Below are 13,409 nucleotides of genomic sequence, written 5' to 3'. Positions count from 1 at the left end.
AATAATGTGAAAAAGTGGCAAATTCCACAAGTGATCAATACGGATAAAGCACCCACATATGGAGGTGCTTTATTACGGTTAAAACAGGAAGGAAAATGTCCACCAGACATTGAGCACAGGCAGGTTAAGTACAAAAATAACGTGATCGAATGTGATCATGGTAAGTTAAAGCGGATCATCAGGGCCACGTTAGGATTCAAATCTATGAAAACGGCTTATGCCACAATTAAAGGGATTGAAGTCATGCGTGCACTGCGTAAAGGACAAGCTTCATCATTTTATTATGGCCAGCCTCTGGGTGAAGTGTGTCTAATCAACAGGGTTTTCGGTCTCTAAGTACTTTTTAAAGGGAACATCATCGACTCAAATCTCTATTTGCAACAGTGCCATATTTATTGACCGTGCTTCAGGCAAAAATACAGATCGACCAAAATTTCAAGAAATGTTGAACTATGTTCGAGAAGGGGACAGGGTTGTTGTACATTCCATGGATCGTTTTGCGCGAAGTTTGAAAGATTTGGTCACTGAAGTTGATCAACTTGTCAAAAGAGGAATTGCTATTCAGTTTGTCAAAGAAAATATTACATTTACGGCTCAATCTACGCCTATGGATAATTTGATGCTGCAACTGATGGGATCTTTCGCACAGTTCGAACGTGAAATTATTTTAGAGCGACAAAAGGAAGGAATTAGACTGGCCTCTTCGCAAGGAAAATATAAAGGTCGTGTACATAAGTTGAAACCTGAACAAGCTGAAACTTTGCGACAAGAATGGAAGGCAGGGAAGTACCCTTCAAAAATGGCATTAGGCCAGGCATATGGTATTAGCCGTCAGGCTGTATATCGTTATTTGAAAGTTAGCGATGAACATCAATTGATGTAGAGCTTTTTAAAAAGTCATTGATGATATGTTGCCGAATACTCTTTTAGCTCAAGGTACCGTTAATATGAACTAATCAAATATATGGAACTTTGCTCAAATAGTGTACGTGGAACGTGAAGAATCAAGAAAAAGCCGATCTAGTGCGCTGAACCCTAGATCGGTTTTATGTAAATTTATGATTTAAATAAGAATAAATAAAGAATTTCGTATAACGTGCATTATGCTAATTTTAGGGAAACTTAATCTTTAGCTAACATAATCTTCAGTTGATATAACTTGAGCATATGCAAATTCAAAAGCGGCCATTAATGATGCATGGACATGACCAGCAGGTACTTTAACGCCATTAAACTCTAGGTCTAACGTTGCACAAGCATCATGAATAACTCTTACCTTATAACTAAAGTCAGAAGCAGCACGTACAGCAGCATCAACACACATATGGCTCATAGCGCCAATCACGACTAGCTCAGTCACTTGATTACTATCTAAAATTTCTTTGAGATTCGTATTTAAGAATGCGTTGATATGATTTTTAATTACTACAGTTTCATCTACGTGTGGCTTAACTGCATCCTGAAATTCAATACCATTTGAATTGGGTTCAAATATAGGAGATTCAGCATTAGCAATATGCTGGACATGAATCACTTGAATACCCTGTTGACGGGCCTTCGCAATTACTTTCACTGCATTAGCAGCAGCTTGTTCAATATTTACCAATGGTAATTTACCTGTAGGTAGATATTCATTTTGTAAATCGATAACTAATAAAGCTGATTTTGACATATCTGTTCCTTTACTTAACTAATATTTGTTTTGTTCTACTTAGGTTTTTTAAAGACGTGGAAGTATTCCATTTCTTTAAGTTACTTTAAAATGAAAGGGTTTCACCATCGGCTGGAATTAGTACTTTATCTTGAATTCCTTTGTCTTTTACATATTCAGCAAGCTGAGCACGTGTTAACGACATATGATTAATAGCATCCATGTGAACAGCAATAATTTTTGCATTTGGTGCTTTTTGGGTAGCAATATAGGTATCTTCTTTACCCATAATAATGGAGTCATCAAAGCCATTGATTAATGCCTTCCCAGTATTTAGGACAATGACATCAGGTTTAAATGTTTGAATTGCTTGATCAACTTCAGGATGCCAAATCGTATCACCAGCCACATAAACCGTTTCATGACCATCAGCTTCAAATACCATACCCATTGCTTCACCTAATAGAGCTTTAAGCTTAGGAATACGGTACATGGTATCAGTACCATGTTGACCGCCAATTTTAGTCAGCTTAATGCCTTGGAAAGATGTTTGAGCCAAAATGCGAACATCTTTAAAACCCTGTGATTGAATCGTTTTTCGATCTTGTGTGTTTTGTACAAAAACAGGCATATTTTTTGGAATAGCCGCTTGTGCTGCATCATCCCAATGATCTAAATGGGTATGGGTCACGATTACCGCATCTACACCTTCTAAAATCGTTTCGGGTTTGATGGGCAAATCGACTAATGGGTTACGTAAATAGCTACGATGAGTATTAGGAAAACCTTCATAGAATCCTTTTTTAGCAAACATTGGGTCAATTAAAAAAGTCGTATCAGCATAGGTTACTTTAATCGTTGCATTGCGAATTTCTTGTATATGCGTGACTTTAGAGGTATCTCTCTGAACCACCTTATCATTCGCATATGAATGGACTGAAGCCATTACCAGAGAGAGTGTAATAAGAGAACTACTTAAAATTTTATTCATGTTCCAGATCCAATCATTTAGTCATACTTGAATCATGATAGAAAACATCAAACAAAAAAATTGTCCTTAAAGACAAACATCGAAACTATTGGGACAACATGCTATATTCATTATTTTAGAAAGGTTGGTTTAATGGCTATACCAGTGATTGGATTGTTCGTCTATCCCAATATAAATCCATTTCACTTCTCTATTCCCCACATTATCTTCAATATCAAAATTGAAGATAAACCCTTATTTGACCTTAAAATTTTTTCTATAGATGCTCAGCCTGTAAAAACAGAACAATCCATGATGATTATGCCTGATGGTGGGATCGAACTTATTAAAGAGTCGGATCTTATTATTATTCCTGGGTGGGATGATTTTAATCACGAGCCTGAACAAGTACTTATCGATGCTTTAAATTGCGCATATCAGACTGGAATTAGAATTGTGGGGTTATGCTATGGAACTTATGCATTAGCATATGCTGGCTTACTTGACCATAAAAAAGCAGCGACGCACTGGATGGCTGAACAAGATTTCAATGAGCGATTTCCACAGGTTCAGCTTGATCATGATGCCTTGTATGTAGAAGACCAAAGGATCGTAACCTCTGCTGGAACAGGCGCAGCGTTAGACTGCTGCTTATACTTGGTACGTGAAATCTATAATGCACAAATTGCAAATAAAGTTTCTAGAATAATGGTGATACCACCTCATCGTGAAGGTGGACAAGCGCAGTTCATTGAACAACCTATAGCAGAATCAAGCCAAGATGCACAAATTAACCTATTGCTTGATTTTTTAAGAAAGAATTTAGCTGCACAACATAATATTGAAACCTTAGCTGCACGGACACACATGACTCGTAGGACGTTCACACGGCATTTTAAGAGAGCGACAGGTATGACCTTAGTCGATTGGCTGAGTACTGAAAGAATTAGATTAAGTTGTGAACTTTTAGAAACGACAAACTTGTCTATCGAAAAGATAACTGAGCTTTCAGGTTTTAATAATACCGTGTCATTTAGAAAAAATTTTCGTGAAAAATATGGTACCAGTCCTCAAGCGTGGAGAAAATCTTTTGGGATCATTAATGAGAATAATTCGCCTCTGTAAGCCCAAAATATAAATATCAGATACTTAAAGAATTAACTTTAGCCAAAAAATACACAAAACGCCGACTTTGAAACAAGTTGGCTTTGTATTGAACAGGTCTGTCACTTTCAGTCAATTAAATTGATTAAAAAACGATCATATTTTGACTTTTCCCTGATAACTCAATGCCTGCACTTCGGAAATTATCCGCAATTTCTGCGGATAAACCTTGGGGTAAGTTTTGAGCAATGTTGTAAGCTCAGGCTGATATCAATTAAGGACCATTGCGTCTATGGCATCCCTGCGATTTTTCATATGATGGGGCATAGAGAACAGGATGTTCCAACACATAAAACAATAATGATAAGTGCAACACCAGGACGTGAGGTACGACAGGAGTTATACCTAAACCACCGATACGAAAAAGCCTAACAGGATGTTGGGCTTTTTTATTTCCTGTATCTTAACTATACATGTAACTTTCAACGCTATTAATGTTTCCATAAATATAGCTAATTTTTGCGGATACACCCAAATTGGCAGGCTTCGATCTTTTGTTTCTGAATATGCAGTTAGAGAAGATGGTTGAATTCATTTTTCGCCCCAATTTGTTAAGGCTTGATACATCTCCTGATTGGTTGGTAGCGCAACATTGGCATTACTATTAGACGTGCCATTTGCAAAAGAGTGTCCCATTCCAGGAATGAAATAAGCTTTCATGAATGAAGATACAGTACTTTCTCCCATGGTTTCATTCAATTGAGAGATATACTGTAATGTACCAATAATCTGCCCGATCAAAAATAAGCTAGCTCAAAAGCATTCATAAATCTTATATAACGAAGCCATCTGAAACAGAAAATTTTACAAATTATAGAATTCACCAGAATTATAGTTTGATAACCATTTTTGAATTTTTTATTTTTCTTAGATTGGCTTCGCTAATGAACTCATTTTTCAGTACTAAGATTTTAAGCAACATAGAATATATAGCATTTGACACTTCGGACAAAATGTCGAACTTTGTAATCAATGTCTAATCAAGCATTTTAAAAAAATACTAAATTTTTTTTATACCATTGTTTTTATTGAATAAAAATTATTGGCACACAGTTTGCTATCTATATGGCATAAACAATTGATCAACCTAAAAGGTGAAACCTATGTCAGATGTAATCGAGCAAGCTAAAACTGTAAAAACTCATCTTAAACCGATTGACCGTGATGGCTTAATGGCCTTTGCTGAAAAAGGTCGTAATAACCCACAAAGCATGGGCGGAAACAAGGTACATACCATCATGCAAGGCATGTATCGAAGCTTAAGTTATGTAGGAAACCATCAGCCTGTTGTGGTGGATGAGCCTTTACATTTATTTGGTGAAGATACCGCACCAGCACCAGGTGAAATTGTACTTTCTGGTTTGGGGGGGTGTTTAGCTGTTGGTATTACAGCTGTAGCGACATGGAAACGTATCCCATTAAGCAAGCTTGAAATTTTCTTAGAAGCAGATATTGGTAATCCTGCCGCTTGGGGTGCAGGTGGTGCATTAAAAGCGCCTGAAGAAATGGGCTTCCAAGCGATTCGAGTTAAAGTGTTAATTGAGGGGGATGCAACACGTGAAGAATTGGATGAAATTGTGAAACATGCCAATTTCTACTCACCAGTTGCCAATTCTATGCGTAATCCTATCGCACTTAGTATCAGTTTAATGGATGAATAAATAGAATTTATCTAAGCCTTTATTTCTCTTTTTATAAAAATTTTGGAAAAAATGATGATTACAAATCGAAATCAGGTCACAGAACAAATTATCTCCGCCAAAGTCATGAAAGGTTTAAAGTGGTCTGACGTTGCAGAGCAACTTGGCTTATCAAAAGAGTGGGTGACATCAGGTTGTCTAGGCCAAATGGCTTTTGATAAAGCACAAGCTGAAAAATTGGGTGAAATATTTGATCTGTCTGACGAAGCGGTGGCATGGCTACAAATTGTCCCTTACAAAGGGTCATTACCTACATCTGTTCCAACCGATCCACTGATTTACCGCTGGTATGAAGTGGTTAGTGTTTATGGTTCAACCATTAAAGAATTAATTCATGAAGAATTTGGTGACGGGATCATGAGTGCGATTGATTTTAGTATGGATATCCAGCGTGAAAGCAATTCAAATGGTGACCGTGTCAATGTCATCCTCTCAGGAAAATTCTTGCCATATAAGAGTTACTAATTCTGTTACGACTAAAGGCTCAGGCATGAGCCTTTAGATATTTTCTATCACGAGGTTAATTTTTGGGAGAAAATTTCATGGGATTATCCATTTGGCATATTTTGATCATGCTGATTGTATTGATTTTGGTGTTTGGTACTTCACGTATTAAAACTCTTGGTCGTGATTTAGGTACTGCAATGAAAGATTTTCGGCACAGTATCAATGATGATTCTGCCATGATCGGCAATTCTCAGGATGACTTAAAGCAGAATCACAAAACAACTCAAGTTGCACAGGACAAGTAGTAAGTGCAATGAAGAACATGATGTGCTGATTTAAGGAGGGATAGTTATGCTTAATGTAAGCATCACAGAATTCATTGTGTTTGTAATTCTAGCAATTTTAATTCTGGGTCCAGAAAAGCTACCATTTGTTTTGGCGAAAGCACGTTCTTTTTATAAAAAGACAAAGTATGTTTTTGACAGCAATATTTATGATTTAGAAGCACAAATCGAAAAATATTATAGTCCTATAGAATTGTCTCGAAAGCAATATATCTACCTTGACCCAATTGCATTTTCCCCTTATCACAGTCTGTTCATTCAGCAGTTATTTCGGATCCGTTCGAATCAATTATGCACTATTGGCTTAATCCATCAATTACATAGTCATGCATTGCAGCAGGAAATTTGGGCAGCGAAAATACAACAAAATTTGCAGCATAAGGCTTCAATACAGCACTTGCAGGAGGTAGCTTAAATGAAAAAATCATATGTACTTGCTGAGCCTGATACTGCAATTTTACCAATGACAGGACACATTCGTGCTTTAAGAAAATGTTTGATTCAAATGCTTGGTTTTGTAATGTTGTTGGTGCTTGGATTATTACCTTTTTACAAAACTATATATGAGTGGATTTCCCAACCCCTAATTGAACAATTACCTAATCAAAGTCAGATGATTGCAACCTCGGTTACAGGAACATTTGTTGCGCCGATTCAACTCATTTTATTTGTCAGTGTATTAATCAGCTTGCCAATATTGGTGTATTGCCTGTGGAACTTTATTAAACCGGGCCTTAAACATATTGAACGGAGACTGGTATTGCCGTTATTTCTCTGTGCGATTGGTTTATTTTATCTAGGGGCGAGCGGGGCATATTATTTTGTTTTACCGACAGCGCTCCATTTTTTTATGAGTGTTAGTCCTGATAGTGTATTACCAATGACGGATATTCAAAGCTATCTTCAATTTTGTTTGAGTTTATTTTTTATCTTTGGAATGATCTTTGAAATTCCGATTGTAATTTTTTTACTTTCTATCAATCAAATCGTATCAGTCCATGTCTGGAAGCAACAACGTCGTTTGGTTATTGTGAGCTGTTTTTTTGTAGCGATGTTTATTACACCACCCGATGCGCTGAGCATGATTATGCTTGCGGTTCCTATGTATTTGCTCTTTGAAATTGGTTTAGCATTTTCAAAGTTATATTTAAATGCAAAACGTATAGAGATCAATTAAACATACACTTTAGAGTTAGTTAGAATTTCAGGTTAGTTACCAACAAAGTAGAATTCAAATCATCCCTCAATCCGGTTAGTCTGTAGTTGTATAATGCATCTTTATGCTCGTTAAATGAGCATAATTGTTTTTTTTCAAAATTTTAGTTGATGAGAATCTCCTGTTGGTACAGGTTTTGCTGAAGCAATCCCTAAATATTAATATGGAATTAGAAGGGATACGTTTAACATGAGCAATAACGTTAACGAAGTGACCCAGCTCAATACGGAAACAGCCTATTGGCGCACCCAGGAAATGTTGCTTTTACAACAAGTGACATCTTTGGCCAGTAAGCAACTAAATACCCAAATTGTATTTAGAGAAATCCTTCATCTTATGTCTGAATTATTGGGACTAAATCGTGGTCGTATTATCTTATTAGAAGACAATAAAAAATTTGGTAGTATTAAATATGCCTATGGTTTAACGCGTCAAGAAGTTGAACGTGGTCGCTATGCTCTAGGTGAGGGGATCACAGGTAGTGTTTTAGAGATGGGACAAACCATTATTGTTCAAAACATCGATGAGGATCATAATTTTTTAGCGCGTAGTGTTAAGCGCGAAAACCTGCCTCAGGAAATAGTCTCTTTTTATGCTTTGCCTATTCATGTTGATTCTAAAACTGTGGGGGTCTTGGCTTGTCATCGTATCCGGTTGAGAAGGCGGATGATGAATGATGATTTAACGATCTTAAAAATCTTGACCACTATGATTAGCCAGATTTTGTATATGCATCAGCATATTGAAGACAAAACCAGTGCGTTGGCATTACAAAATGATTGGTTAAAAAAAATGTTCCATTCGGACAGTACACGTTATGGTATTGTTGGCAAATCCCCCCAAGTTCTCAAAGCTATAACCACTATCGAACAGGTTTCACAAGCCAATGCTAGTGTTCTCTTACTGGGGGAGTCAGGTACTGGCAAAGAGTTATTCGCACGTGCGCTACATCTGGCAAGTCCACGCCGAGAAGAACCATTCATCAAAGTTAACTGTGCTGCAATCCCTGAAAACTTATTTGAATCTGAATTATTTGGTCATGAGAAGGGAGCATTTACTGGCGCAGTCGGTATGCGAGCTGGTTTTTTTGAACAAGCCAATGGTGGGACAATTTTCCTTGACGAAATTGGGGAAATGCCGATGCTGATGCAAACCAAACTGTTGAGAACGCTACAAGAAGGTACTTTAACGCGTTTGGGAGGCAAGTCTGAAATTAAAATTAGTGTTCGAGTCGTTGCAGCTACTAACAGAGATTTGGCGCACGAAGTTAATATAGGTAACTTTAGACAGGATTTATTCTATCGACTCAATGTGATTCCAATTCAACTGCCTACTTTAGCAGAACGCCGCAGTGATATTCCTTTACTGGCAATGTATTTTTTAAATAAAACGAATCAGAACAATCAGAAAAATCTGCATTTAAATCAAAGTGCATTGGATCAACTACAACAGCATACTTGGCCTGGGAATATCCGAGAACTTTCTAATTTTATTGAACGTCTGGTTTTACTTAGTGATAAGTCGATTGTAAGTTCAGAAGATATTCAATTTTTTTTAACTCAAAATAAGGCAGAAAATATTCACCTTCCAAGCAGACAACATTATCCCGCACCTATAGCATCGGCTGCATTTCATATGCCATATCCAGCTGAAATGCCAAATAATTTTTCAATTCGTCCCTATGCAAAAGTAGATTCACATGAGATGAATGAATTGATGACTGCTTTGGAGCGCGCGGGTGGAAATAAAACTCGAGCTGCGCAATTGTTAGGAATGACACCACGGCAGTTTAGTTATCGTCTGGGTAAAATGAACGAACAATCCAATTGAGATTGTTCATTTGTACAAAATGTCAGACTTTGTAAATAATGTTTGACAAAATAAAGAACTATAAAAATTTTTAAGAGATTAAGTTATTGAAATTTATTAATAAAAAATAATTTTAATGCTTGGCACAATGGTTGCAATCCTTATGGCATAGAGCCGTTAAATGATTTAAACGAGCAGTATTGATCACATTGCTTTAGATCTGATAAGAGAAGGAATAACCAAATGACCAGTTTAAATATTCACATCGAACAACATCCCCATGCCGATCAATTCTTAACGAAAATTAAATCTGTCATTCAAGAAAAACTGTTACCTAAAGTTCAAAGCATTGATGAGGGCTATTATCCTTTAGATGTCATGCAAGCATTGGCTCAAACAGGGGCTTTAGCGGCACATTTAAAAATGTACGGTAGTCGTTATGATTTGGCGCTTTTAGCGATGCATGAAGTTGGAAAAACTTGTGGCTCAACTGCATTTTTAATGTGGTGTCATATGGTCTGTGGCTTATATATGCAAGAGTCAAATAATCCAGCGTTGATTGCACGTTTAAAAGATCATGCTGAAGGAAATAGCTTTGGAGGAACTGCACTTTCCAATCCCATGAAAGCATTTGCAGGCATTGAAAAAATGGTCTTTAAGGCAAAAAAAGTGGGTGATGGTTATGAGGTGTCTGGCACTTTACCCTGGGTGAGTCATATTCAATACGGTCAGTATTGTGGTGCAATCGCTATGGTAGAACCTCTCAATGACCAACAAGAGCCATATGAAATTATGTTCATCCTTGATCTGGATGAACGGGTCAAATTAAGTCAGTGTCCTGAATTCTCGGGAATGGAAGGTACTAGCACTTGGAGAATTAATCTAGTTAGCTATTTTGTGTCACCGGATCAATTAATAGCTGTGCCAGCAAAACCTTTCATTCAAAAAGTGAAACAAGCCTTTGTTTTACTTCAGGCGGGTATGGCTAGTGGTTTGGTGGCCGGAAGTATCGATTCTATTTTAGAAGTTCGTCAGCATTTAGGTCATGTGAATCAATATTTAGAAGATTCTGCAGAACAATTACAACTCGAACTCGATAGTCTTTTGTCACGGGTAATGAGTTTGGCTAAACAGCCACTTACAGCCCCAGCAGAAGAATTTTTAGATGTTTTGGACGCACGTGCTGAAGGAGCATCATTAGCCCTACGGGCGACACAATCTGCATTACTGCATCAAGGTGCCAGAGGATATTTAAAAACGGCCGCTCCACAACGTCGCATTCGAGAAGCCCATTTTGTTGCAATTGTCACCCCTGCTATTAAACATTTACGCTGGGAAATGCAACGACTGCTTAAAGAGGAGTTACCAGCATGAATAACTCTCAAACAACAGCAATCGAATGGAAAAAATATATCTGCCGAGCATGTGGTCTGATTTATGACGAGGCCCTAGGCGATCCAGATAGTGGTCTAGTAGCTGGTACTCGTTTTGAGGATATTCCTGATGACTGGGAGTGCCCTTTATGCGGTGTAACCAAACTAGATTTTGAACCCTATGTGGCACTTGATTACACATCGATCTCAGCCGATAGCAGTCCATTTATTAAAAATTCAGCAGAGCAAATTATTATTGTGGGTGCTGGCTTAGCCGGTTGGTCTGCTGCTGAAAATATACGTCGCCTGGATTTGAATAGACCAATTACGATTATCAGTGCGTGTGAGGCTAATGTTTATCATAAGCCTGAGCTTTCTGTTGCATTTTCCCGCCAGCGCACCCCCGATCAGTTAGTGAAAGAAAGTGCGATTGATAAAGCTAAACGACTAAATGTCCAATTGGTAACACATTGCTTTGTAACAGGAATCAATGTGCAAGCAAAAATGATTCGCACGACACGAGGTATGTTTTTTTATCAAAAATTGATTCTTGCTCAAGGTGCACAATCTTTTCTTCCCATGCCATTTTCTCCAAAGACTTGCTGGCGTATCAATAGCTTAGATCACTGGAAGGCACTTTCAAACAAGCTTAACTCTGAGGTGAGTATTGCATTGGTCGGGGCAGGAATGATTGGGTGTGAACTTGCAGAGGATTTAGCCAGTTCTGGATATCGCGTGCATTTGATTGAACGTAATGCATATCCATTATCCACTTTATTGCCGACATGTGCTGGTCAGAAACTTGTCGGAGAGCAGGAGAAAATTGGTATCCAGTTCTATGGTAATGCCCAAGTTAAAAAAATTGAGGAAAAGGGCAGTAAAAAAGTTTTGTATTTAGATCATGGTGAGACATTAACAGTTGATTTAATTATTGTTTCACTGGGCCTGAGAACCGATTCAAGATTGGCTAAACAAGTTGGTTTAGCGTTTGAAAATGGCTATGTGGTTGACCCTATGACATTACAGACAAGCCAACCTGATATTTATGCACTAGGTGATTGTATCAGTTTAAATGGTTCGCCTTGTCGTTTCATTGAGCCGATTGCTAAACAAGCTCAAGCCATTGCACATCATATTTTAGAGAAAGAGCATACAGGCTATCAACACAGCATACCGTTGATCAAACTTAAAACCAAAACGGTTTCTATCGAAATTCAAGGTTCACCAAAATCTGATCTGCCTTGGGAAAGTATTGAAGATCACACAGGGATGTTGCATATGCAACAACGTCATCAAACAACGATCACAGCCGAATTTAAAATGGCTCATAAATAGGGAGTACGCATATGGAACATCATAACCGTTATCGCCCCTATGCCTCAGACTCAACATTGGGTAGATGTCAATGTGGTCAACATTCATCGGAGGCAGAGCATCAGCTTGCGCTTCAAGTAACCGAATCAGTGATTGAGCAGAACTCACATGATTTTGTTGAAGCAGCATTGATGAAAGCAATTTTTCCGCAAGAAGTAACGCGAAGACAATTTCTAAAAACGGTCGGTGCGGGTACGGCTTTAGCTGCGATCAGTTCAATACTTCCCATTCAATCCTTACAAGCCATGGCTTTAGAAAAACGGCCTTTGGAGAAAAAAACGCTGGATGTTGGATTTATTCCAATTACCTGTGCCACACCTTTAATCATGGCGCATCCAATGGGACTTTATAAGGAGCAAGGTCTAGATGTGCAACTTCAAAAGGTTGCAGGATGGGCTTTGGTGCGCGACCGAATGCTGAACAATGAACTGGATGCCTCACACTTTCTGGCACCAATGCCTATTTTTATTAGTATGGGGATTGGTTCAAGTGCTCAACCTATGCGAGTGGCGTCAGTTCAGAACACCAATGGTCAAAGTATTACTTTGGCATTAAAGCACAAAAATAACCGCGACCCGAAAAACTGGAAAGGCTTTCGCTTTGCAATTCCCTATGAGCAGTCCATGCACAACTTTCTGTTGCGTTACTACTTGGCTGAGCATGGTTTAAATCCAGACCGCGATATTCAGATTCGAGTGACGCCACCCGCGGAAATGATTGCAAATTTACGAGCTGGAAACATTGATGGATTCTTGGGCCCTGACCCATTTAATCAACGTGCTGTTTATGAAGAAGTGGGGTTTATTCATATTTTATCTAAAGACATTTGGGATGGTCATCCATGTTGTGCCTTTGGAACATCTCAAGCCTTTATTCAGCAAAACCCGAATACCTTTGCCGCATTGTATCGCACAATTTTGAAGTCAGCGAATTTGGCCAATCAGTCAGAAAATTTAATGAACATCTCTAAGGTGATCTCAAAACCAAATTATCTCAATCAACCTGAAATTGTGGTCCGGCAGACATTAACAGGCCGTTTTGCAGATGGTTTGGGTAATGTCATTCACCAACCGAATCGGGCAGGGTTCGATCCAATGCCATGGGACTCGATGGCGATTTGGATCTTAACTCAAATGAAGCGTTGGGGGTATCTCAAAGCAAACGTGAATTATCAAGATATTGCCAAGCAGATTTTTCTAATGACAGATGCTGAAAAGCAAATGAAAGAATTGGGTGTATTCCATCCAAGCGAATATCAAAAGAGAAAAAAAATTATTGTGATGGGGACAGTTTTTGATCCAACCCAGCCCGATGCCTATATCAATAGTTTCAAAATTAAACGCACATCATAGGAGTACTGC

Annotated in this window: 14 protein-coding genes and 1 pseudogene; 12 read left to right on the top strand and 3 right to left on the bottom strand. The window is 38.2% G+C overall.

Features of this window, described 5'->3' with window-relative positions:
* Both ACWQ4X_RS13890 and ACWQ4X_RS13885 read left to right on the top strand, forming a co-directional pair.
* Positions 1–336, top strand: a 336-nt coding sequence (locus tag ACWQ4X_RS13890; protein WP_457904050.1) for a DDE-type integrase/transposase/recombinase, incomplete at its 5' end; no start/stop codon positions are given.
* A 52-nt stretch (positions 337–388) separates the two neighbouring features.
* Positions 389–883 (top strand): annotated as a pseudogene (locus ACWQ4X_RS13885) (recombinase family protein); the annotation flags it as partial.
* 246 nt (positions 884–1,129) lie between these two features.
* On the opposite strand, the gene ACWQ4X_RS13880 reads toward ACWQ4X_RS13885, so the two are convergent.
* Together ACWQ4X_RS13880 and ACWQ4X_RS13875 are read right to left on the bottom strand one after the other, a co-directional pair.
* Complete coding sequence (locus tag ACWQ4X_RS13880) at positions 1,130–1,672, bottom strand: cysteine hydrolase family protein (RefSeq protein WP_457904049.1); 543 nt, start codon at positions 1,670–1,672, stop codon at positions 1,130–1,132.
* 85 nt (positions 1,673–1,757) lie between these two features.
* The gene (locus ACWQ4X_RS13875) at positions 1,758–2,642 is read right to left on the bottom strand and encodes an MBL fold metallo-hydrolase (protein ID WP_457904048.1); all 885 of its coding nucleotides are present in this window, start codon (positions 2,640–2,642) and stop codon (positions 1,758–1,760) included.
* A 132-nt stretch (positions 2,643–2,774) separates the two neighbouring features.
* Here ACWQ4X_RS13875 and ACWQ4X_RS13870 point away from each other — a divergent pair, with 132 nt between their 5' ends.
* Complete coding sequence (locus tag ACWQ4X_RS13870; RefSeq protein ID WP_457904047.1) at positions 2,775–3,746, top strand: GlxA family transcriptional regulator; 972 nt, start codon at positions 2,775–2,777, stop codon at positions 3,744–3,746.
* 570 nt (positions 3,747–4,316) lie between these two features.
* Here ACWQ4X_RS13870 and ACWQ4X_RS13865 read toward each other — a convergent pair.
* On the bottom strand, positions 4,317–4,526 hold the full coding sequence (locus ACWQ4X_RS13865) for a hypothetical protein (RefSeq protein ID WP_457904046.1): 210 nt from the start codon (positions 4,524–4,526) through the stop codon (positions 4,317–4,319).
* A 362-nt stretch (positions 4,527–4,888) separates the two neighbouring features.
* Between ACWQ4X_RS13865 and ACWQ4X_RS13860 the strand changes: the two genes are divergently transcribed.
* The 9 genes from ACWQ4X_RS13860 (at position 4,889) to ACWQ4X_RS13820 (ending at position 13,400) form a co-directional block, all read left to right on the top strand.
* Complete coding sequence (locus ACWQ4X_RS13860) at positions 4,889–5,446, top strand: OsmC family protein (RefSeq protein WP_457904045.1); 558 nt, start codon at positions 4,889–4,891, stop codon at positions 5,444–5,446.
* A gap of 54 nt (positions 5,447–5,500) precedes the next feature.
* The gene (gene cynS / locus ACWQ4X_RS13855) at positions 5,501–5,950 is read left to right on the top strand and encodes a cyanase (RefSeq protein ID WP_457904044.1); all 450 of its coding nucleotides are present in this window, start codon (positions 5,501–5,503) and stop codon (positions 5,948–5,950) included.
* Positions 5,951–6,027: 77 nt separating this feature from the next.
* Positions 6,028–6,237, top strand: a complete 210-nt coding sequence (gene tatA / locus ACWQ4X_RS13850) for a twin-arginine translocase TatA/TatE family subunit (RefSeq protein WP_457904043.1) — start codon at positions 6,028–6,030, stop codon at positions 6,235–6,237.
* A 46-nt stretch (positions 6,238–6,283) separates the two neighbouring features.
* On the top strand, positions 6,284–6,691 hold the full coding sequence (locus tag ACWQ4X_RS13845; RefSeq protein WP_457904042.1) for a Sec-independent protein translocase subunit TatA/TatB: 408 nt from the start codon (positions 6,284–6,286) through the stop codon (positions 6,689–6,691).
* Positions 6,692–7,453: a twin-arginine translocase subunit TatC gene (tatC, locus tag ACWQ4X_RS13840; protein ID WP_457904041.1), complete on the top strand. Its 762-nt coding sequence runs from the start codon at positions 6,692–6,694 to the stop codon at positions 7,451–7,453. It begins immediately after the preceding gene.
* Positions 7,454–7,681: 228 nt separating this feature from the next.
* The gene (locus ACWQ4X_RS13835) at positions 7,682–9,322 is read left to right on the top strand and encodes a sigma 54-interacting transcriptional regulator (RefSeq protein WP_457904040.1); all 1,641 of its coding nucleotides are present in this window, start codon (positions 7,682–7,684) and stop codon (positions 9,320–9,322) included.
* A gap of 222 nt (positions 9,323–9,544) precedes the next feature.
* Positions 9,545–10,675: an acyl-CoA dehydrogenase family protein gene (locus ACWQ4X_RS13830; protein WP_457904039.1), complete on the top strand. Its 1,131-nt coding sequence runs from the start codon at positions 9,545–9,547 to the stop codon at positions 10,673–10,675.
* Entirely contained in the window at positions 10,672–12,009 is a 1,338-nt protein-coding gene (locus ACWQ4X_RS13825; protein WP_457904038.1) for an FAD-dependent oxidoreductase, read from the top strand. The genes ACWQ4X_RS13830 and ACWQ4X_RS13825 overlap by 4 nt, the downstream gene beginning before the upstream one ends.
* Before the next feature lie 11 nt (positions 12,010–12,020).
* Entirely contained in the window at positions 12,021–13,400 is a 1,380-nt protein-coding gene (locus tag ACWQ4X_RS13820) for an ABC transporter substrate-binding protein (protein WP_457904037.1), read from the top strand.
* Positions 13,401–13,409 lie beyond the last annotated feature (9 nt).

The sequence above is a fragment of the Acinetobacter sp. NigerLNRRAM0016 genome (assembly GCF_054112845.1).
Note: the sequence above shows the minus strand (reverse complement) of the source record. Positions and strands in the feature narration are given on the sequence as shown.